Raw genomic sequence first — 19,338 nt, forward strand, 5'->3', positions numbered from 1 at the left:
AAATGCGGCCAGGGTGACAAGGTAAATTACGCCGATAATTCATGTAATAACATCGCCGCGATTGTGCGGATCCCTTGACCCGTTGCGCCCACGGCTAAAAAGCCATTAGCGCTATCACGATAGGCTGCCGCTAAATCAAAGTGCAACCAACCTTGGCCATTATTTGGCACAAAGCGACTTAAGAAACCGGCTGCATTACTGGCCCCCCCCGCGCCACCGCCTTTTACTGGCCGGCTGTTAGCGGTATCGGCAAAGGCCGACGGACACTGTTGCTGATGCCAAGGCTCTAAAGGCAGTTGCCACAGTAACTCTTGTTGCTGCTCGGCATAACTTAACGCGCGTTGTGCTAAGGGTTTATCTAATGCAAACAGGGCATTGTATTCTGAGCCAACCGCCGTTACGGCTGCACCGGTTAACGTCGCCGCATCAATAATTAGCGGCGCACCACTTTCCGCTGCCATTTGTAAGCCATCGGCCAATACTAAACGCCCTTCAGCATCGGTATTAACAATTTCGACTGTGGTGCCATTTTTATAAGTAATAATATCGCCCAATTTGTAAGCATGACCACTGATCAAGTTTTCAGCACAGCACAAAATCAGTTTAACCCGCTGGGTTAAGCCCTGCAAAATAGCCAAGGCTAACGCCGCTGTCACCGTAGCGGCACCGCCCATATCACATTTCATATGCAACATGCCTTCGGTCGCTTTGATCGAATAACCACCACTATCAAAGGTAATACCTTTACCGACCAAGGCAGCCGCCACCGGGGTATCCGCTTTACCGCTGGGGTTAAAATCCAGTTCTAACATCGCGGGCGCTCGCACGCTACCGCGACCTACTTGATAAATACCATGCCAGCCTTCGCTGACTAATTGCTCGCCACTGATCACGCGATAGCTCACTTTGGCAGTGCCAGCCACCTCTTCAATAAAGGCTGCGGCTTGTGCGGCTAACTTCTCTGGTGATAATTGCTCAGGGGTTTGATTAATTAACGCTTTAGCAAACTGGAAACAACGCGCTTGTTGCTCTAACCGTGTGACTGTGGCGCTATCACCGGTAAAGTGCACGCCACCTTGGCGCTTGGCATTCACAAAACCTTGATAAAATGCCCACTGTAATTCCAGCGGCCACTCACCGCTTAATTGCAACGCCGTTACGCCTAAGCCATCAAGCATCCGAGCGGCTTTTTGCACGATACGGCGTTCTTGACCTGCGCTAAGATGAATTTGATAACCTTGCTCACTGGGGCTAATCAACGCATTAGCGCCAAACTGGGCCGCGGCGGGTTGCTGTTGCAAACTGATGTGAAGTACTGAACTGTTTGAATTCATTCTTAGCTCCGAAAATAAAAGGGCAAAGTAAGCCATCTGTTGGCTGATGGCGTATTGTAGCACACTGCAGTACTTTGCTAACGGCAGTGCGCTTAACAAAAAACGCAAAATAAGTGTTTATTATTACTCACTTGAGCGAAAGTCAATGCAGACTTATCGAAAATAAGTGACGGCAAGGCGGTCTGTCTGTATACTTCCGCGGTTTTTTATTAGTGATTGCGGTAGCGGTGATATTCTGCTATCTATAGCCGCCAGCTTTTTGGCTTGGTGGGATTGTACAGGAGAGAATCATGCCAGTAGGCAATAACAATAAATCCCTTGGGCTATTAGCGCTAGCGGGCGTAGTACCCTATGAAGCAGCGGTCGGGGAAGAGTACATGAACCCGAAGCAGTTGGAGCATTTCCGGAAAATTCTGGATGCATGGCGCCAACAACTTCGTGAAGAAGTGGATCGCACTAAAACACATATGGCTGATGAAGCAGCTAATTTTCCTGATCCAGTGGATCGTGCAGCTCAAGAAGAAGAGTTCAGTTTAGAATTACGCGCACGGGATCGTGAACGTAAGTTGCTGAAGAAAATTGAAAAAACGTTACAAAAGATCGAAAATGACGACTTTGGTTTCTGTGATACCTGCGGTATCGAAATCGGTATCAAACGGTTAGAAGCACGTCCTACTGCTGATCAATGTATTGATTGTAAGACGCTTGCTGAAATCAAAGAGAAGCAACTCGGCGGTTAACGCTGCGGCAACCTCAGTGTCAGCGCATCTTGCAAGGCAAACGGCCGGTTATCGCGGCCGTTTTGCTCCCTCCCCCTCGGGGCCATTACATTTTGGCTCACTCGTGGCGGCTGTTGGTAGTTATCTTCAAGCAAAAAGTCAGCACGGCCAATGGCTGTTACGTATCGAAGATATTGATACGCCTCGCATGCAAGCCAATGCCGATAGCGACATTATGCACACCCTAGAAAGCTTTGGTTTATGCTGGGATGGCCCGGTTATTTATCAAAGCCAACGGTTGGATCGCTATCAAGACGTATTTAATCAACTCCAGCAACAAGGCTTGCTGTACGGTTGCCAATGTTCACGCAAAGCAATCCAAGCCGCCGGCGGCCTCTATAACGGGCGCTGTGCCGCTAAACAATTGACGACACCGCCGTTAGCCTGGCGTCTGCGTGCGGCAGATGTGCATTGTCATTTCCATGATCAGGTGTTTGGTAACCAGCGTATCGATGCCGCTTTAGCTGCAGAAGATTATATCGTTAAGCGCCGCGATGGGTTATTTAGTTATCAACTGGTGGTGGTGATTGATGATCAGGATCAACAGATCAGCGAAGTGATCCGAGGGGCCGATTTACTCAGTATGACTCCCAGGCAACAACATTTGTTTCAATTGCTGGGGCAAACCGCGCCACTGTACGGCCATTTACCCTTAGCCGTTACCGCGCCGGGGCAAAAACTGAGTAAACAAAACCATGCAAGCGCCCTCGCTCATTGGCCAAATCATCACAGTTTAACGGCGGCATTACGTTTGCTAGGCCATGCCCCGCCTGATGAACTACGGCAAGCGCCAGTAACGGAAATACTTGCTTGGGCCACCCAGCACTGGCAGCTGGCGAAGGTACCAAAACAACTCGAAATTCGCTGTGCAGATTTTGCGTAATTTGCGCGACATTGACTCAGCGTAATTAAAATACAGAGAGTGCCGCCTTGCATTCTCATTTTCCGCAGATTCAGGTATGATACGCCGGTTTTTTCGGCTCAAAACAGCCCGTTCGTTTCCATTGAGGAGAAACACCATTATTTCGCGCGTGATTGACTTTTGCCGTCGTACCCTTGGCGCAAAAAATACCGAAACCGTAACGACCGAGCCAGTGGCTGCCGTTGCAAAAACTGCCGTGTCTAGCTTACCGCCGATGCGGGTTATTGGCCGTGATCAACACTCGATTTCTCGCAAAGACATCAGCCCGAATGCGCTGAAGGTGCTTTATCGTCTGAAAGACGCTGGCTTTGAGGCATATTTGGTGGGCGGCTGTATCCGCGATTTACTGATTGGTTTAAAACCCAAAGATTTTGATGTGGTGACCAATGCTCGCCCAGAAGAAATTAAACAGGTCTTTCGTAACTGCCGCTTAATTGGCCGCCGCTTTCGCTTAGCGCATGTGGTTTTTGGCCGTGAAGTCATCGAAGTGGCAACGTTTCGTGGCCACCATAGCGGTGCCGAAGACGATGAAAATGTTAACAAAATCGCTAGCTTAAGCGATCATGGTCAGATCCTGCGGGATAATGTCTATGGCACCATCGAAGAAGATGCTGAACGTCGTGACTTCACCGTTAACGCGCTGTATTACTCGATCAAAGATTTTACCATTTACGATTTTGCCGAGGGCATGCAAAGCATCGCCAATCGCAATATCGAGTTAATTGGCGATCCTGACGTGCGTTACCGTGAAGATCCGGTGCGGATTTTGCGCGCCATCCGTTTTGCCACCAAACTGAATATGCAATTGGCGGCGAAAACGGCTGCGCCGATCCCGCAATTAGCGGTATTGCTGAAAAACATTCCGGCACCACGCTTATTTGATGAGCTGGTAAAAATGTGGTTAGCCGGAAAAGGTTTCGATAACTTCATGCTGATGCGTGAGTTAAAAGTGCTGAAGCAATTGTTACCGCAGTTAGAAAAACTGCTGAAACAAGAGCCTGAAGGTAAAGCCTTTCAACTGATCACCCGCGCGTTACAAGATACTGATCAACGTGTAGCGCAAGATAAACCGGTGACTCCCGCCTTTATTTTTGCGGCATTACTCTGGTATCCGGTTGAAGTACGCGCTCAAACCTTACTGATTGAAAGCGGTTTAAACGAGAACGACGCTTTTAGTATCGCCATGACCGAAATTTTGGATGATGTGCAGCGCAATATTGCCATTCCTAAACGCTTTAGCCTAGCCATGCGTGACATCTGGATGTTACAAGGTCGCCTGACTAAGCGCGCGGGTCGGCGTGCCTATAAGCTTATGGAACAAACCAAGTTTCGCGGTGCTTATGATTTTCTGGTGCTGCGAGCAGCGGCCGAAGGCGGCGATTTGCCTGAATTAGCGCAGTGGTGGGAACAATTTCAGTTTACCGACGAAGCGAATCGATTAGAGTTAATTCAGCAATTGGGGCGCGCCGGACAAGAAAGACCGAAGCGTCGGCGTAATTACAAACGTAAACCGAGCCATGATTAAGCAGACAGAATTATGCTATATCGGCTTGGGAGCGAATCTCACAGAGCCCGTCGCCCAGTTACAGCGAGCCGTTGCGGCATTAGCGCAACTGCCTGCTTGCCAACTGTTGCACGTATCACGTTTTTACAGTTCTAAGCCGATGGGGCCGCAAGACCAGCCTGACTATGTCAATGCGGTGGCGGCCTTAAATACCGAGCTTAGTGCACAGCAATTACTGCAGGCTTTGCAACAGATTGAACGGGAACAAGGGCGGCAGCGTAAAGCCGAACGCTGGGGGCCGCGCACTCTCGATCTGGACATATTATTATTTGGGCAACAGCAGATTGCTACACCAAGCCTCACCGTGCCGCATTACGGTATGACGAAACGCGAATTTGTGCTGTACCCATTAGCAGAGATTGCGCCGAACTTAGTATTACCCGACGGCACCGCTCTATCGCAATGGCTTAGCGCCGTGCCGTTAAATGGCTTGCAACCGCTGCAACTTGCCGCTCAAGGTACTTTGTGCGAAGGTGCACCCTCAGACAATTAGTCGGATACGATGATATGGCGAAGATAACCACCGCAGTCTTACAAAAAATGAAACAACAAGCCGATAAAATCAGCATGTTGACCGCTTACGATGCTAGCTTTGCTAAACTGTTTGCTGAGCAAGGCGTTGATGTTCTACTGATAGGTGACTCTCTCGGTATGGTGTTACAAGGCCATAGCGATACCCTGCCTGTGACTGTCCAAGATATCGCTTACCATACTCGCGCTGTACGTGCAGGCGCGCCAGAAGCTTTCGTTATCGCTGATATGCCTTTTATGAGTTACGGCAGTACCGAGCAAGCGTTGCAAAGCGTCGTACCCTTGATGCAAGCGGGTGCCAATATGGTCAAGCTAGAGGGCGGTGACTTTTTATTACCCACCATTACCGCCTTAACTGAGCGCGGTGTTCCGGTGTGTGGTCACTTAGGCCTAACACCGCAATCTGTACATATTTTAGGGGGGTATAAAGTACAGGGTAAAACGGCAGAGAAAGCCGATGCCATGCTGCGCCAAGCTTTAGCCTTAGAAGCTGCAGGGGCACAGTTATTAGTCCTGGAGTGCATTCCAACGCCACTGGCACAGCGGATCACCGCGGCTCTGACTATTCCGGTGATCGGCATTGGAGCCGGTAATGTTACCGATGGCCAAGTACTGGTGATGCATGATCTCTTAGGTATTAGCAGTGGTTACATCCCGAAATTTTCTAAAAATTATTTAGCCCAAACGGGCGAGATCCGCAGCGCCATTGCCAGCTATGTCAGTGAAGTCAAATCCGGCGTTTTTCCAAGCCAAGAGCACAGTTTTAATTAAATGAATATTCTGCAATCTGTTAATGAGCTGCGCAGCCACATTCTGCGCTGGCGACAAGCGGGGCAAAGCATCGCTTTTGTGCCGACGATGGGTAATCTGCATGCTGGCCATCTAAAATTAGTTGATGTTGCGAAGCAACAAGCCGATCAAGTGATTTGCAGCATCTTTGTCAATCCCATGCAGTTTGGTAAAAACGAAGATCTGGCCAGCTATCCACGCACTTTAGAGGATGATATTGCCGGTTTAACACAGCACGGCGCCGCCGCTTTGTTTACCCCCACTCCTGAGATCATGTACCCACGCGGTTTAGACGTACAAAGTTATGTTGAAGTGCCTTTACTTGGCGATCTGCATTGTGGCGCCAGCCGTGCCGGGCATTTTCGCGGTGTCAGTACCGTCGTCAGTAAACTGTTTAATTTAGTGCAGCCCGATGTTGCCTGTTTTGGTCAAAAAGACTATCAACAACTGGCGATTATCCGGCAAATGGTCACCGACTTGTCTTTTCCTATTCGGATCATTGGTGTGCCTACTGAGCGCGCTGCCGATGGCTTAGCCTTAAGTTCGCGTAACGGCTATTTAAGCGCAAGTCAGCGCCAACAAGCGCCGGCGCTATATCAGATTTTACAGCAAGTAAAAGCGGCCATTTTGGCCGGCCAGCATGATTATCGGGCACTTGAGCGCCAAGCCAAAGCCGACTTAACTGAAGCGGGTTTTCGTCCTGATTATTTTGATATTAGCCATCAACACACCTTGGCCCTGGCAGAGCACGCCACCGAGCCGAAAGTGATTTTAGCGGCTGCAGCGCTTGGCACAACCCGATTGATTGATAATCTGGAAGTTTAAACAGTGCAGTTGTATTTAGGCTGCCCGATGTGGGCCAACCCGCAGTGGAAAGGCAGCCTGTACCCTGATGATACACCGCAACACGCCTTTTTAGCCCAATATGCCGCCGTGTTTAACACGGTGGAAGGCAATACCAGTTTTTATGCCGATCCAGATGCCAAAACAATAGCACGCTGGGCCTCGCTGTTACCTGCAGACTTTCGCTTACAATTAAAAGTCCCTTCGCGGCTGTCACATCAGTTACACAGTGATAATACCGCTGAACTGCAAGCCTGGTGGCAATTGCTCAGCCCGCTGCATCCGTTATTGGGTATGGTCCATTTACAACTGCCTGCCAGCACAGGCCCGGCCAATCTCGATTGGCTAACGCAACAACTGGATATCTTAAGGCCGTTAACCCCCATTTGTGTTGAGGTTCGCCATCCCGCTTTTTTTGACAAAGGCGAAGCAGAAGTGCAGTTAAATCGCCTACTGAGCCGCTATCAAACCGAGCGCGTAGTGTTAGATAGCCGAGCGCTATTTTCGGTACCCGCTAATAGCCCTGCACTGCTGGATGCACAGCAAAAGAAACCACGCCTACCGGTGCATGCCATTTGTTTAACTGAAACGCCCGTGATGCGCTTTATTGGTTGTGCTGACGCCAGCATTAACCAGCATTATTACCAACCTTGGCTAACTAAAATTGCCAGCTGGCTGCGTGCAGGTAAAACACCCTATTGCTATTTTCATACCCCTGACAATCAGGGGGCACCTGCGTTAGCACGGCAATTTACCCGTGATTTACAACATCAACTACCTGAGCTACAACACGCGGTACTTGCACCCTGGCCAGGCGAGCAGCGCGACCAATTAGCCTTATGGTAGCGCTATTTGCTTTTCCTGATAACTCCTCCTAACCTTTAAATAAGCTCGCTCACTGGCTTGCGCAGGTGTTGCCACTAAACAACGCAATCATAATGTAGATCAAACCGCTGTTAACACAATTCCCTTACTATGACAGGGTTGATGTTTGGCATTATGCCGCAGCTAACGGCTGACAGGCTTTACTGATGCTGCTGAGCTCTGTGAGTGTTGTGCCGGCTACAGCAGGACACAGCTGTTATTGCAACCTGCCGCCATACTCAATAAGCATAGCCTCAGCGTATTGTATTTATTAAACAACATAAGGATATGATCTTGCTTGCAGTACTTTTCGGCGTCAGTCGCGCAAATTTTCTTACTTTAACGCTAGTGTGTGTGTTACTGGCTGCTACGGCAGGATGGCAAATGGTGGCCATGTCAACATGGCAAAACTACCTACTGGTGACCTTAATTGCGCTCAGTGCTCATATCAGCGTCAATGCCTTTAATGAATACTTTGATTTTAAATCGGGGCTCGATTTTTTAACCCAGCGTACGCCATTTAGTGGCGGCAGTGGTACCTTAGTAGACCACCCTGAGGCCAGTAATATTGCGCTGAAACTGGCGATTATTTCGTTATGTGTGGTCATTCTTGCCGGTCTTTATCTGAGCTTTCAACAAAGCTGGCAATTACTGTTAATTGGTATTCCCGGTGTACTGATTATTTATGCCTATACTCAGTATTTGAATAAAAACCCATTAGCCTGCTTATTGGCACCCGGATTTGGCTTTGGCTTACTGATGACACTGGGCGCCTTTTGGGTGTTTGCTGGGGGCTTAACCGCCGGTGCTTGGGTACTGGCGATGATTATCAGTTTGTTAGTCAGTAATTTACTGCTACTAAATCAATTTCCAGATGTTGAAGCGGATCGTCAAGTCGGCCGAAACCATCTGCCCATCGTTATTGGTCGCCGACGCAGTGCCATGGTGTTTACTGCTTTATTGCTAGCCAGTTATGGCTTATTGATCATAGCCGTTGTTATGCAATTACTCCCCTGGCAAACCTTGCTAGGCTTACTCAGTTTACCCTTATTGCTGAAGTTACTGCCGGGCATTTTTAAGTATGCCGACCAACCGACCGAACTTAGTCCCTATCTTGGGATAAACGTCATACTTTGCCATGTGTATCCCTTGTTACTTTGTGCCGGCCTCGCTTGGGCGGCAGTTTAAACACTCGCACACTTTTAAGGATTTTAGATGCAGGTACTAGAAACGGATATCGCCATCATAGGTGGGGGTGGCGCGGGGTTAAGAGCGGCGATCGCTGCAGCAGAGGCCGACCCGGCTTGTCGGATCACCCTGTTATCTAAAGTGTATCCCATGCGATCACATACCGTTGCTGCCGAAGGAGGGGCCGCCGCAGTGACCTTGGCGCAAGACAGTATGCAAGGCCACTTTGAGGACACTGTTACGGGTGGCGATTGGTTAGCAGACCAAGATGTCGTCGAGTATTTTGTGCAGCATGCCTATGAAGAATTAGTTAATTTAGAACGTTGGGGTTGCCCTTGGAGCCGACGCGAGGATGGCAGTATTCAAGTCAGACGCTTTGGCGGCATGAAAACCGAGCGAACCTGGTTCGCCGCAGATAAAACCGGTTTTCATATTTTACATACGTTGTTTCAAACATCTTTTAAATACCCGAATATTCAGCGTTTAGATGAGTTTTTTGTTTTGGATTTATTAGTACATGAGCAACAGATAGTTGGTGTGCTTGCCATACAACTCAACACTGGCGAACTGTATCAGATCCATGCCAAAAGCGTCATTCTGGCAACGGGGGGCGCTGGCCGAGTATTTCACCACAACACCAATGGTGGCATTGTTACGGGTGATGGCATGGCACTGGCCTATCGGCATGGTGTCGCGCTGCGCGATATGGAGTTTGTGCAATACCATCCAACCGGTTTGCCCGGCTCTGGCATCTTAATTACCGAGGCATGCCGAGGTGAAGGCGGCATTTTACTCAATCGTGACGGTTACCGTTACCTGCAAGATTATGGCCTAGGCCCTCAAACCCCGCTGGGTAAGCCGGAAAATAAATGTATGGAGCTTGGCCCGCGCGATAAATTATCGCAAGCCTTTTGGCATGAACAGCAGCAGGGCCGAACGGGTGATTGTCAGGGGCATGCGGTTGTCTATTTAGATTTGCGCCATTTAGGCGAACGCCATCTGCAACAACGACTGCCCTTTATTTGTGAATTAGCTAAGGCTTATGTCAATGTCGATCCCGCAAAAGCCTTAATACCGATCAGACCGGCCGTGCACTACACCATGGGGGGTATTTTAACTGATGCCCAATGCCAAACCAGTATCGCCGGTTTATTTGCCGTCGGCGAATGTGCCTCTGTTGGGCTGCACGGGGCCAACCGCTTGGGATCTAACTCTTTAAGCGAATTACTGGTGTTTGGCCATGTTGCCGGTAAGCAAGCGGCCAGCTTTGCTAAAACGGCAAAGGCCGCTGCTCGCACTGAAGTGGATCAGTACTGCCAGCAGCAACAGCAACAGTTACAAGCCAAACTCGGCGTAAAAAGCGCCGACAGTATCGCTGCAATTCGCCATGAGATGACACTGGCAATGGAACAAGGTTGTGGTATCTATCGTGATACTGCGGGTATGCAACAATGTTTAGCTACTCTGGCGCACTTGCAGCAACGTTATCAACAGGTGTTCGTCAGCGACCACAGTAAGGTCTTTAATACTGAGTTAATTCAACATTATGAGCTGGGCTTCGGCTTAGATGTGGCCAACGCTATGGTCAGTAGTGCATTGGCACGGCAAGAGTCTCGAGGCGCTCATCAGCGGATCGATGAAGGTATGCAACAGCGTAATGATGAGCGCTTCCTACAACATAGCCTAGCCCAGTTAACCGAGCAAGGTGCCGCCAGTATTCGTTATCAGCCCGTGCGTATCACTCAGAGCAAACCGGCGGTCAGACGTTATGGTGCAGAGCCCAGCCAACAGGAGCAGCGTTAATGCAGAAAACACTGGTGATTCAACGCTACAACCCAGAGCAAGATCACAAACCGCATCCGCAGCATTTCACTGTACCCTGCGATGACAGCACCTCGGTGCTCGATGCATTGTTATATATTCAGCAGCAACTGGATCCAACGCTGGCTTTTCGATGGTCTTGCCGCATGGCTATTTGTGGCTCCTGTGGCGTGATGGTCAATGGCATACCGAAGCTTGGTTGTAAAACTTTTCTGCGTGATTATAAAGATGACATCACGGTGGAAGCCTTAGCACACTTTGCCACCGAAAAAGATCTGATTTCTGATATGTCAGTGTTTTTAACCCATTTGCAGGCAGTCAAACCTTACCTCATCAACCACGACACCCGCCCACAGCCGCATCAGCAAACACCAAAACAGCTGGCGAAGTATGCTAAGTTTTCCAACTGTATTAATTGTGGTTTATGTTATTCCGCCTGTCCGCAATTTGGTTTAAACCCAGCCTTTTTAGGCCCTGCCGCACTGACTTTAGCGCAGCGTTATAATCTCGATAGTCGCGATCAGGGGAAAGCACAGCGCATGCCGCAGCTTAACGGTAAAAATGGCGTCTGGGGGTGTACCTTTGTCGGCTTTTGCTCGGATGTCTGCCCAAAACAACTCGATCCGGCCGCTGCCGTCAATCAGGGTAAAGTAGCGTCTGCTGCTGACTTTGTGATTGGTATCTTTAAACCTTAGGAGCGCATCATGTCAGAACCCCGTCAGGTTAACCGAGCCTATCAGAGTCAACTGCGGCGCAATTGGTGGTTAAAGCATGGCTACTATCAACGTTATATGCTGCGTGAAGCAACCGTTTTACCCTTATTGTTTTTTTGTGGTTGCCTACTAACCGGCCTGTACAGTTTGCAACATAGCGAACAAAGCTGGTTGAATTGGCTTGCCTTTATGGCCACCCCTTGGGTAATTGGCCTAAACCTTTTGACCTTTTTTGCTAGTTTGTTTCATGCCAAAACCTTTTTTGAATTGTTTCCTCGGGTGTTACCCATTTTGCCGGCGCCGTTAATGATTGCGGGGCAATGGCTTGGCACACTCAGCGTGGCGTTATTACTCGCATTGTTATTAGGGGGTGTGCTATGACCCAACCGACCCGTTCTGATGAACCGATTTGGTGGGCTTTATTTAGTGCCGGCGGTGTGTGTTTTGCCGTGCTGATCCCAGGGTTAATTCTTACCCTCGCGATTGCTTATCCTTTGGGATTATTACCGGAAAACGCTTTAGATTATGCCCAAATACGCCAGTGGCTCTTTAGCGATTATTGGGGATTGGCAGGCTTAGTGCTAGTGGGCGCGGGGCTGTGTTTGCCCCTGTTTCATGCCATGCACCGCGTGCATCATGGTATGCATGACTTAATGCTCAGAGCGGGCGGCTGGGGTAAAGTGCTCTGCTATGGTAGCGCCAGCTTGTTAAGTGTGCTGGCGCTGTATTTTTGGTATTTAGGCCTAAGTGCAAGCTAACCCCCCTGACGCCGCAGCGTCAGAGTCAGGGTTAAGCTAAGATATCAGCAGCAAATTGGCGTAATCTGGGATAGAAGTCTTTGTCTAATTGCGCCAACTGATCTTGTTCCACTAAGACCTCACGCAAAATCTCTTCTGTGGTAAGGGGGTTCGCCAGTACCACACGAAACACGATCGTTTCTTGTCGATCATAGCGCACAGGAGTTAACCGGGTACGAGAAACAAAAGATTTCCCCTCCTCCCGCTGCCGTTTTTGAATAAACTGCGTTAAACCATTTAACAGCTCGTTGATACGGCGGCGTTGCTCAGGCGTGCCATGCGCCAGCGCTTTTTGCACCTGCGCGGGAACATAGCGGTAGGTCAAAATGCACAGTTCAGGCTCAGTGATCAGCTCAAAATCAATATTATGGCTAATCAGCGTGGCAAAGTACTTGGCTTTTTCGATGCTGCGTTCAATTAAGATCTGATAGCCTTTATAGCCAATCACTTGCAAACACGCGTGCACCAGCATGGCCATGCCCGGCCTAGACCCTTCTAAGGTTTGACTGCCGAGATCTTTCGAGCCCTTACGCAAAATATATTCGGCATGATGCTCAATCGCATTCGCCGCAGACGGATGCTTAAACACCACCATGCCAGCGCCCATTGGCACATACATTTGTTTATGCGCATCAATGGTCACCGAGTCGGCGCGCTCAATGCCCGCAAGCAGGGTTCGGTGCTTAGCCGAAAATAACGTCGCACCGCCCCAGGCCGCATCAACATGGAAATGACACTGATATTCTGCCGCCAGATCGGCCAATTTATCTAACGGATCCACGTTACCGGTTTCTGTCGCGCCGGCCACTCCGACAATCGCTAACACTTTAATCTGCTTTTGCTGTAGCTCGTTTAACACCCGGCGCATCTCGGTAATATCGGCTTTGTTATTCGCGTCAGTTTTTACCGAAATAACCGAATCACGGCCAATGCCAAGCACATCTGCCGCTTTACCTAACGAGTAATGCCCCCGCTCAGACACGACAATGGCTAAACCTTGATAACCGTAATGCTGCATCGCGCGGAATAAGCCCTCTTTTGCAATGCCTTTAAAATCACCCTCAGCTTTCAGCAGTTTGTTACGCGCAATCCATAAGGCGGTAATATTGGCAATGGTGCCGCCAGAACAAAACGCGCCGAGCGAGTGATTCGCACTGTGCATCCATTTTTTATAGAAACCTTCGCGCTCGCCGTACACTAAATGGTGCATCATGCCGAGCACTTGCCGCTCTAATGGCGTAAAGGCTTTCGAGGTTTCAATCTTCACCAAGTTTTGATTAAGCCCTACCATCATTTTCGATAGCGGCAACACAAAATAGGGTAAGGCTGACGTCATATGGCCAATAAAGCTGGGCGCTGCTGTATGCACCGAGTGTGCAACCAGCTTTTGCATAATGCTTTCGGTATAGTCAGAGACAAAACTGGGTTGTTCTGGGATCTGGTATGCCTGAAAATCCCGTTCGATTTGCCATAGCGGTTTTTCGACAGCAACAATGCTCTCGTTTAAAAAACCAGCCAAATTCTGTGACAAATTCTGCTCAATAATACTCAGTGTCGAGTCCGGCGCTTCCGGTACAGTAAAGATCCGCCACAACGCTTCTTCCGAAGCGGTTGCTTGGCGTTTTGTTTGGTCATTCATGCCTGTCAGTACCTTGCTGCATTCGATTAACCCTAGGTCTATACACCAACCTAGGGTGTTATGGTTGCAACCATTAAATGTCTGCAAAAATCATATCCCTGTATCCGGGATTTAGTATTTAGCTACGCAAACCTATACCTTTGTTAATAAGATACATGGCATAACTGAATAAAACGATGATAAATCCTAAAACTACCGCTAGCGCTAACCACAGACTGACGTCTGAATACCCTAAGAAACCATAGCGAAAGGCATTAACCATATACACTATTGGATTTAAAGCGGCAACTTTTTGCCAAAAACCAGGCAATAATGTCAACGAATAAAACACCCCACCTAAATAGGTTAATGGCGTTAAAACAAAGGTGGGGATGATACTAATATCATCAAAGGTTTTCGCATACACCGCGTTGATTAAGCCACCTAAGGCGAACAGCATAGACGTTAAAATCACCGTAACAATAATGATCGCCAAATTATGAATTTGGATCGTCACAAAAAACAACGACAAGATGGTTACGATTAAACCAACCAACATGCCACGGGCCATACCACCGCCAATATAACCCAGCACGATAATAAAATTTGGCACTGGCGCAACTAACAACTCTTCGACATTGCGTTGAAACTTCGCACTAAAAAACGATGAGGCAACATTAGTGTAAGAATTGGTGATCACCGACATCATAATTAGGCCAGGTACAATAAACTCCATGTAGCTAAAGCCATTCATCTGACCAATACGTGAGCCAATCAAGCTACCAAAAATAACAAAATACAAACTCATGGTAATGGCGGGTGGCACCAAGGTTTGCACCCAGATCCGCATAAAGCGGGTAATTTCTTTATTTAAAATACTTTGTAATGCAATCAAGTACTGGCTTCTCATACTGCCGCCTCCCGACCATGCTCGACTAAGGCGACAAATAACTCTTCTAAACGATTCGCTTTATTGCGCATCGATAGCACTTTGACGTCTTGTGCACTCAGTTGGCTAAAGATAGGGTTTAAACCTTGCGATTTTTCTACATCTACTTCAATACTTTGTTCATCTAACTGTCGCCAAACAAAGTCGGTTAATTGTAAATTCGCAGGCAACTGTGCCACATCGAATATAAAGGTTTCTTTGCCCAGCTTGGCCAGCAATGCCTTCATGGTGGTGTTCTCAACAATATTGCCTTTATCAATAATGGCAATATTGCGACAGAGCATTTCGGCTTCTTCTAAATAATGCGTGGTCAGAATAATGGTGACACCTTGCTGATTAATGGTTTTTAAGAACTCCCACATCGAGCGGCGTAATTCGATATCCACACCGGCGGTAGGTTCATCTAATATCAATAGTTTAGGCTCATGCATTAGCGCCCGCGCAATCATCAAACGCCGCTTCATCCCCCCGGATAACTCACGGGCCGGCGCCGACCGTTTTTCCCACAAACCAAGCTGCCCGAGGTACTTTTCGGCGCGTTTTAACGCCACCGCTTTCGGTACCCCATAATAACCCGCTTGATTGATCACAATCTGTAACACCGTTTCAAACTGGTTAAAGTTAAATTCTTGCGGTACCAGCCCTAAACAACTTTTCGCTGCTTCTAACTGTGTATCGATATCGAAGCCAAACACCCGCACCTTACCTTGCGTTTTATTCACCAACGAACTGATCACACCAATAGTGGTGCTTTTACCTGCGCCATTCGGGCCAAGTAAGGCAAAGAAATCACCCTGCTTAACTTGCAAATCAATGCCTGACAACGCCACCGTGCCGCTGCCATAAACTTTATGCAGATCTGAAATATCCAGTGCAATTTCCAACGTTAACTCCTCTTTGAATACTTAGTTACCACCGTAGCCCCAACGTGCGACTAATTGCTGCGACAAACCCAGCTGGTCGAGAATACGTGCCACCATAAAATCCACTAAATCGCTGATCTGCTGTGGCTGATGATAAAAGCCAGGTGCGGCAGGCATAATACAAACCCCTAGCCGACTTAGCTTTAACATGTTTTCTAAATGGATGGCACTGAGTGGGCTTTCTCGCACCACTAAAATTAACTTACCGCCCTCTTTAATAACGACATCGGCCGCGCGCTCTATCAAGTTATCACTGGCGCCTTGAGCAATCGCCGACAGACTCCCAGTTGAGCAGGGACACACCGCCATCTGTCGCGGCGCCGCTGAGCCAGACGCCACCGGTGAAAACCAATCATCTTTGCCATACACCTTGAGCAATTCAGCATCACATTGAAAATGTTGCTGTAATTGCGCAGCACAGCGCTCAGCGGCGGCGGGTAACTTAATATCATGTTCGGTAGCAAAGACCACCCGCGCCGCACTAGAAATCAGCAAGTGCACTTTGACCTGTTGCTTTAACAACAATTCTAATAAGCGCCAGCCATAGGGCGCACCTGATGCACCGGTAAAGGCTAAGGTGATTTCTGTTGGGGATTGATTCATTAAGTGTTCCATTTATCTGTGAGGGCAGTCAGTAGTTTCTGATGAATCCCGCCGAAGCCGCCATTACTCATAATGACAATGCTGTCACCGGGTTGAGCGGTTGCCACTAAACGCGTCAATAATTCATCAATATCGTAACTCACACTGGCCGGGCCATGAAGCCGCGCAACCAATTCACTCATCGACCAACCGGCATTGCGTGGTTCAAACAGTAACACTTCATCGGCACTGAGTAACGCTTGCGGTAGCGCGGCTTGATGCACGCCCAGTCGCATGGTGTTCGAGCGTGGTTCCAATACGGCTATAATACGTTGCTGGCCCACTTTGGCACGTAAACCTTTCAAGGTCGTTTCGATGGCCGTGGGGTGATGTGCAAAATCATCATAGATGGCAATATTACCCGGCGCCCCTTTTAATTCCATGCGACGTTTCGGCGCAATAAAACGGGCTAAAGCTTCAATACTGACGGCAACCGGCACACCCGCATGACGAGCCGCGGCAATGGCCATCATACCGTTATCGACATTGTGCTGGCCGGTTAGCTGCCAAGTGACGCTACCTTGCAACTGTTGTTGCCAAAACACCTGAAATGCCGAACCATCCGCCACCGTTAACGCGACTCGCCAATCGGTACCATAAGCTTCGCGTTGACTCCAGCAGCCTAAGGCGAGTGTTTGCGCTACGGCCGGTACACCTTCCGGCGACACCACTAAACCTGAAGCCGGTACCGTGCGCAACAGATGATGAAATTGCCGTTGAATGGCTGCCAAATCTGGGAAAATATCCGCATGATCATATTCAAGGTTATTAATCACTAAGGTGCGTGGCCGGTAATGCACAAACTTCGAGCGTTTATCAAAAAACGCGGTGTCATATTCGTCGGCTTCAATCACAAAAAATGGCGCATCGCCTAAACGGGCAGAGCAATCGAAGTTTTGTGGCACACCACCAATTAAGAAGCCCGGTTTTAAACCGGCATACTCGAGGATCCAAGCTAACATACTTGCGGTGGTGGTTTTACCATGCGTGCCAGCGACGGCAATCACCCAGCGCTGCTGCAAGAGTTGCTCGGATAACCATTGCGGCCCTGAGCTATAAGCTAAGCCGTGCTCAAGTACATACTCTACCGCGGGGTTGCCGCGAGACAGCGCATTACCAATAATCACCAAGTCAGGTGCCGGTTCCAACTGGGCAGGATCGTAACCTTGCGTTAAACTGATGCCAAGCTGTTGCAGTTGCGTGCTCATTGGCGGGTAAACATTGAGATCGGAGCCGGTGACGTGATGTCCCAAGGCTTTCGCTAATGCGGCAATGCCACCCATAAAGGTGCCACAAATACCTAAAATATGAATATGCATATATCTTTTCTCTTAACAATCGCCGGCTATTGTAACAAATGCAGATAAAGCTGCGATGAAAACTGCAATTTAAGGAAAACTTCTTTAAAATAACTATTGCTGTAAACAGCAACCCTCTGACCCGATAAGAAAAGGACCTACTATAATGCGTCGCATCTCCCCCGTACTGCAACAAGATGGCGTGGATCCAGACCTGATCTCGCTTTTAAAAACTATTCTCGCTGCCTGTCGTGAAATTGCCTTTCGGGTAAGTCAAGGTGAACTGGCCGGTGTTTTAGGATCAACCCTGGCCGAAAATGTCCAAGGCGAAACACAAAAAAAACTCGATATTATCGCCAACGAATTACTCAAAGAAATTATCTTAGAAACCGGTGTTGTCAAAGCGATTAGCTCTGAAGAAGAAGACACCATAGTACCGGGTAACCCTAATGGGCGTTACTTAGTCACGTTTGATCCGCTCGACGGCTCATCTAACACCGATATTAACAGCCTACTCGGCACCATTTTCTCAATTCTTCCCGCTGATGCAGCAAAAGAGGCTGACGATGCCAGTCAATTTTTACAACCCGGTACGGCTCAAGTTGCCGCAGGTTATGTGCTCTATGGTCCGTCGACCATGTTAGCGCTAACGACCGGTAAAGGCACGCGTCTGTACACCTTAGATAAAACCTATGGCGGCTTCTTATTAACCGAAGACACGGCGACTATTCCTAAATACACCGCCGAATTTGCGATTAACATGTCAAACCAACGTTTTTGGCAGCCTGCTATGCAGGGATATATGGCCGATTTACTAAAAGGCAAGGAAGGGCCTCGTGGCAAAAACTTTAATATGCGCTGGATCGCCGCGATGGTCGGTGATGTGCATCGCGTATTGTGCCGTGGCGGTATCTTTATGTACCCACGCGATAACAAAGACCCGAGCAAGCCCGATAAACTGCGTTTAATGTACGAAGCTAACCCGATGAGCTTTTTAGTAGAGCAAGCCGGTGGGGCAAGTTCAACCGGCTATGAACGTATTATGGATATCGTACCCACCGATATTCACCAGCGTGTGGCCGTTATTTTAGGCTCAAAACATGAGGTCGAGACCTGTATTGGCTATCATGCTAAGCAGCCCAACTAAGACCAATAACTTATAGCGAATTTTACGGGCGTCATTATAATGTCGCCCAGCCATTAACCAGAGGACCAAGCGATGAGCTTAAGCGATGTAGCTGCAGGTAAAAATCTGCCAGACGAAATTAACGTCATTATTGAAATTCCAGCGAATGCTGACCCGATTAAATACGAAGTTGATAAAGATACTGGCACGGTGTGGGTTGACCGCTTTATGTCGACCCCGATGTTCTACCCTTGTAACTATGGTTTCGTTAACCAAACCTTATCGTTAGATGGGGACCCAGTTGACGTTTTAGTGCCAACACCTTATCCATTAGTACCAGGTGCGGTGATTAAATGTCGTCCGGTTGCCGTTCTGCATATGGAAGATGAAGCAGGCCAAGATGCCAAAGTATTAGCGGTTCCAGTCAGTAAACTGACGAAACTGTATGATCATATCCATGATGTGAATGACGTGCCTGAACTGCTGAAAAAACAAATTCAGCACTTCTTTGAACGTTATAAAGAACTGGAAAGCGGTAAGTGGGTAAAAGTAACGGGTTGGGGCGATGTTGCTGCTGCCAAAGCCGAGATCATGACCTCATTTGAACGCGCGAGCAAGTAACCTCATTACGCCATAA

The 19,338-nt window shown here is 48.6% G+C and carries 20 protein-coding genes; 14 read left to right on the forward strand and 6 right to left on the reverse strand.

The window, feature by feature from the left end:
• Positions 1–26: 26 nt before the first annotated feature.
• Complete coding sequence (pepB, locus tag L1N97_RS02580) at positions 27–1,334, reverse strand: aminopeptidase PepB (protein ID WP_236128737.1); 1,308 nt, start codon at positions 1,332–1,334, stop codon at positions 27–29.
• Between the two features lie 290 nt (positions 1,335–1,624).
• Between pepB and dksA the strand changes: the two genes are divergently transcribed.
• The 12 genes from dksA to frdD all read left to right on the forward strand — a co-directional run bounded on the left by dksA (position 1,625) and on the right by frdD (position 12,106).
• A complete protein-coding gene (dksA, locus tag L1N97_RS02585) occupies positions 1,625–2,074 on the forward strand; it encodes an RNA polymerase-binding protein DksA (protein WP_226749552.1) in 450 nt (149 codons plus the stop codon).
• Positions 2,075–2,090: 16 nt separating this feature from the next.
• The gene (gene gluQRS / locus L1N97_RS02590; protein ID WP_236128738.1) at positions 2,091–2,996 is read left to right on the forward strand and encodes a tRNA glutamyl-Q(34) synthetase GluQRS; all 906 of its coding nucleotides are present in this window, start codon (positions 2,091–2,093) and stop codon (positions 2,994–2,996) included.
• A gap of 76 nt (positions 2,997–3,072) precedes the next feature.
• Entirely contained in the window at positions 3,073–4,560 is a 1,488-nt protein-coding gene (pcnB, locus tag L1N97_RS02595; protein ID WP_236128739.1) for a polynucleotide adenylyltransferase PcnB, read from the forward strand.
• Positions 4,553–5,092, forward strand: coding sequence for a 2-amino-4-hydroxy-6-hydroxymethyldihydropteridine diphosphokinase (gene folK, locus L1N97_RS02600; protein WP_236128740.1), 540 nt, complete (start codon positions 4,553–4,555; stop codon positions 5,090–5,092). Before pcnB ends, folK begins: the two co-directional genes overlap by 8 nt.
• Positions 5,093–5,106: 14 nt before the next feature.
• On the forward strand, positions 5,107–5,901 hold the full coding sequence (gene panB, locus L1N97_RS02605) for a 3-methyl-2-oxobutanoate hydroxymethyltransferase (RefSeq protein WP_226749549.1): 795 nt from the start codon (positions 5,107–5,109) through the stop codon (positions 5,899–5,901).
• Positions 5,902–6,744 (forward strand): pantoate--beta-alanine ligase, encoded by an 843-nt coding sequence (gene panC, locus L1N97_RS02610; RefSeq protein WP_236128741.1) that lies wholly within the window; start codon positions 5,902–5,904, stop codon positions 6,742–6,744.
• Positions 6,745–6,771: 27 nt separating this feature from the next.
• On the forward strand, positions 6,772–7,608 hold the full coding sequence (locus L1N97_RS02615) for a DUF72 domain-containing protein (protein ID WP_236128742.1): 837 nt from the start codon (positions 6,772–6,774) through the stop codon (positions 7,606–7,608).
• A gap of 312 nt (positions 7,609–7,920) precedes the next feature.
• Positions 7,921–8,814, forward strand: a complete 894-nt coding sequence (locus L1N97_RS02620) for a prenyltransferase (protein ID WP_236128743.1) — start codon at positions 7,921–7,923, stop codon at positions 8,812–8,814.
• Between the two features lie 27 nt (positions 8,815–8,841).
• Positions 8,842–10,617 carry a fumarate reductase (quinol) flavoprotein subunit gene (frdA, locus tag L1N97_RS02625; protein WP_236128744.1) on the forward strand — a complete coding sequence of 592 codons (1,776 nt, stop codon included), beginning with the start codon at positions 8,842–8,844 and terminating at the stop codon, positions 10,615–10,617.
• Positions 10,617–11,330, forward strand: a complete 714-nt coding sequence (locus L1N97_RS02630; protein WP_236128745.1) for a succinate dehydrogenase/fumarate reductase iron-sulfur subunit — start codon at positions 10,617–10,619, stop codon at positions 11,328–11,330. Before frdA ends, L1N97_RS02630 begins: the two co-directional genes overlap by 1 nt.
• A gap of 9 nt (positions 11,331–11,339) precedes the next feature.
• The gene (locus L1N97_RS02635) at positions 11,340–11,729 is read left to right on the forward strand and encodes a fumarate reductase subunit C (RefSeq protein ID WP_229585334.1); all 390 of its coding nucleotides are present in this window, start codon (positions 11,340–11,342) and stop codon (positions 11,727–11,729) included.
• On the forward strand, positions 11,726–12,106 hold the full coding sequence (frdD, locus tag L1N97_RS02640) for a fumarate reductase subunit FrdD (protein ID WP_236128746.1): 381 nt from the start codon (positions 11,726–11,728) through the stop codon (positions 12,104–12,106). Before L1N97_RS02635 ends, frdD begins: the two co-directional genes overlap by 4 nt.
• Before the next feature lie 31 nt (positions 12,107–12,137).
• On the opposite strand, the gene panP is transcribed toward frdD, so the two are convergent.
• From panP to mpl, 5 genes are all read right to left on the reverse strand, one after another.
• Positions 12,138–13,784: a pyridoxal-dependent aspartate 1-decarboxylase PanP gene (gene panP, locus L1N97_RS02645; protein WP_229585332.1), complete on the reverse strand. Its 1,647-nt coding sequence runs from the start codon at positions 13,782–13,784 to the stop codon at positions 12,138–12,140.
• Positions 13,785–13,902: 118 nt separating this feature from the next.
• The gene (locus tag L1N97_RS02650) at positions 13,903–14,673 is read right to left on the reverse strand and encodes an ABC transporter permease (protein WP_229585331.1); all 771 of its coding nucleotides are present in this window, start codon (positions 14,671–14,673) and stop codon (positions 13,903–13,905) included.
• Positions 14,670–15,596: an ABC transporter ATP-binding protein gene (locus L1N97_RS02655; RefSeq protein ID WP_236128747.1), complete on the reverse strand. Its 927-nt coding sequence runs from the start codon at positions 15,594–15,596 to the stop codon at positions 14,670–14,672. Before L1N97_RS02655 ends, L1N97_RS02650 begins: the two co-directional genes overlap by 4 nt.
• A gap of 21 nt (positions 15,597–15,617) precedes the next feature.
• Positions 15,618–16,238: a flavin prenyltransferase UbiX gene (locus L1N97_RS02660; protein WP_236128748.1), complete on the reverse strand. Its 621-nt coding sequence runs from the start codon at positions 16,236–16,238 to the stop codon at positions 15,618–15,620.
• Entirely contained in the window at positions 16,238–17,596 is a 1,359-nt protein-coding gene (mpl, locus tag L1N97_RS02665) for a UDP-N-acetylmuramate:L-alanyl-gamma-D-glutamyl-meso-diaminopimelate ligase (protein WP_229585329.1), read from the reverse strand. Before mpl ends, L1N97_RS02660 begins: the two co-directional genes overlap by 1 nt.
• A 145-nt stretch (positions 17,597–17,741) precedes the next feature.
• Here mpl and L1N97_RS02670 point away from each other — a divergent pair, with 145 nt between their 5' ends.
• Positions 17,742–18,722 carry a class 1 fructose-bisphosphatase gene (locus tag L1N97_RS02670; protein ID WP_229585328.1) on the forward strand — a complete coding sequence of 327 codons (981 nt, stop codon included), beginning with the start codon at positions 17,742–17,744 and terminating at the stop codon, positions 18,720–18,722.
• 72 nt (positions 18,723–18,794) lie between these two features.
• The gene (gene ppa, locus L1N97_RS02675) at positions 18,795–19,322 is read left to right on the forward strand and encodes an inorganic diphosphatase (RefSeq protein ID WP_226749535.1); all 528 of its coding nucleotides are present in this window, start codon (positions 18,795–18,797) and stop codon (positions 19,320–19,322) included.
• The last annotated feature ends 16 nt before the right edge of the window (positions 19,323–19,338 follow it).

Origin of the sequence: Rheinheimera sp. UJ63, assembly GCF_021568285.1 — a bacterium.
GTDB lineage: Bacteria > Pseudomonadota > Gammaproteobacteria > Enterobacterales > Alteromonadaceae > Alishewanella > Alishewanella maricola.

What these genes read in the sequence shown, in the direction of transcription:
- L1N97_RS02660 (WP_236128748.1), bottom strand. Translation starts at nt 16,238, where the DNA reads ATGAATCAATCCCCAACAGAAATCACCTTAGCCTTTACCGGTGCATCA.
- frdD (WP_236128746.1), top strand. Translation starts at nt 11,726, where the DNA reads ATGACCCAACCGACCCGTTCTGATGAACCGATTTGGTGGGCTTTATTT.
- panP (WP_229585332.1), bottom strand. Translation starts at nt 13,784, where the DNA reads ATGAATGACCAAACAAAACGCCAAGCAACCGCTTCGGAAGAAGCGTTG.
- frdA (WP_236128744.1), top strand. Translation starts at nt 8,842, where the DNA reads ATGCAGGTACTAGAAACGGATATCGCCATCATAGGTGGGGGTGGCGCG.
- L1N97_RS02630 (WP_236128745.1), top strand. Translation starts at nt 10,617, where the DNA reads ATGCAGAAAACACTGGTGATTCAACGCTACAACCCAGAGCAAGATCAC.
- L1N97_RS02615 (WP_236128742.1), top strand. Translation starts at nt 6,772, where the DNA reads ATGTGGGCCAACCCGCAGTGGAAAGGCAGCCTGTACCCTGATGATACA.
- panC (WP_236128741.1), top strand. Translation starts at nt 5,902, where the DNA reads ATGAATATTCTGCAATCTGTTAATGAGCTGCGCAGCCACATTCTGCGC.
- mpl (WP_229585329.1), bottom strand. Translation starts at nt 17,596, where the DNA reads ATGCATATTCATATTTTAGGTATTTGTGGCACCTTTATGGGTGGCATT.
- folK (WP_236128740.1), top strand. Translation starts at nt 4,553, where the DNA reads ATGATTAAGCAGACAGAATTATGCTATATCGGCTTGGGAGCGAATCTC.
- L1N97_RS02670 (WP_229585328.1), top strand. Translation starts at nt 17,742, where the DNA reads ATGCGTCGCATCTCCCCCGTACTGCAACAAGATGGCGTGGATCCAGAC.
- pcnB (WP_236128739.1), top strand. Translation starts at nt 3,073, where the DNA reads ATGATACGCCGGTTTTTTCGGCTCAAAACAGCCCGTTCGTTTCCATTG.
- L1N97_RS02650 (WP_229585331.1), bottom strand. Translation starts at nt 14,673, where the DNA reads ATGAGAAGCCAGTACTTGATTGCATTACAAAGTATTTTAAATAAAGAA.
- dksA (WP_226749552.1), top strand. Translation starts at nt 1,625, where the DNA reads ATGCCAGTAGGCAATAACAATAAATCCCTTGGGCTATTAGCGCTAGCG.
- L1N97_RS02635 (WP_229585334.1), top strand. Translation starts at nt 11,340, where the DNA reads ATGTCAGAACCCCGTCAGGTTAACCGAGCCTATCAGAGTCAACTGCGG.
- ppa (WP_226749535.1), top strand. Translation starts at nt 18,795, where the DNA reads ATGAGCTTAAGCGATGTAGCTGCAGGTAAAAATCTGCCAGACGAAATT.
- pepB (WP_236128737.1), bottom strand. Translation starts at nt 1,334, where the DNA reads ATGAATTCAAACAGTTCAGTACTTCACATCAGTTTGCAACAGCAACCC.
- panB (WP_226749549.1), top strand. Translation starts at nt 5,107, where the DNA reads ATGGCGAAGATAACCACCGCAGTCTTACAAAAAATGAAACAACAAGCC.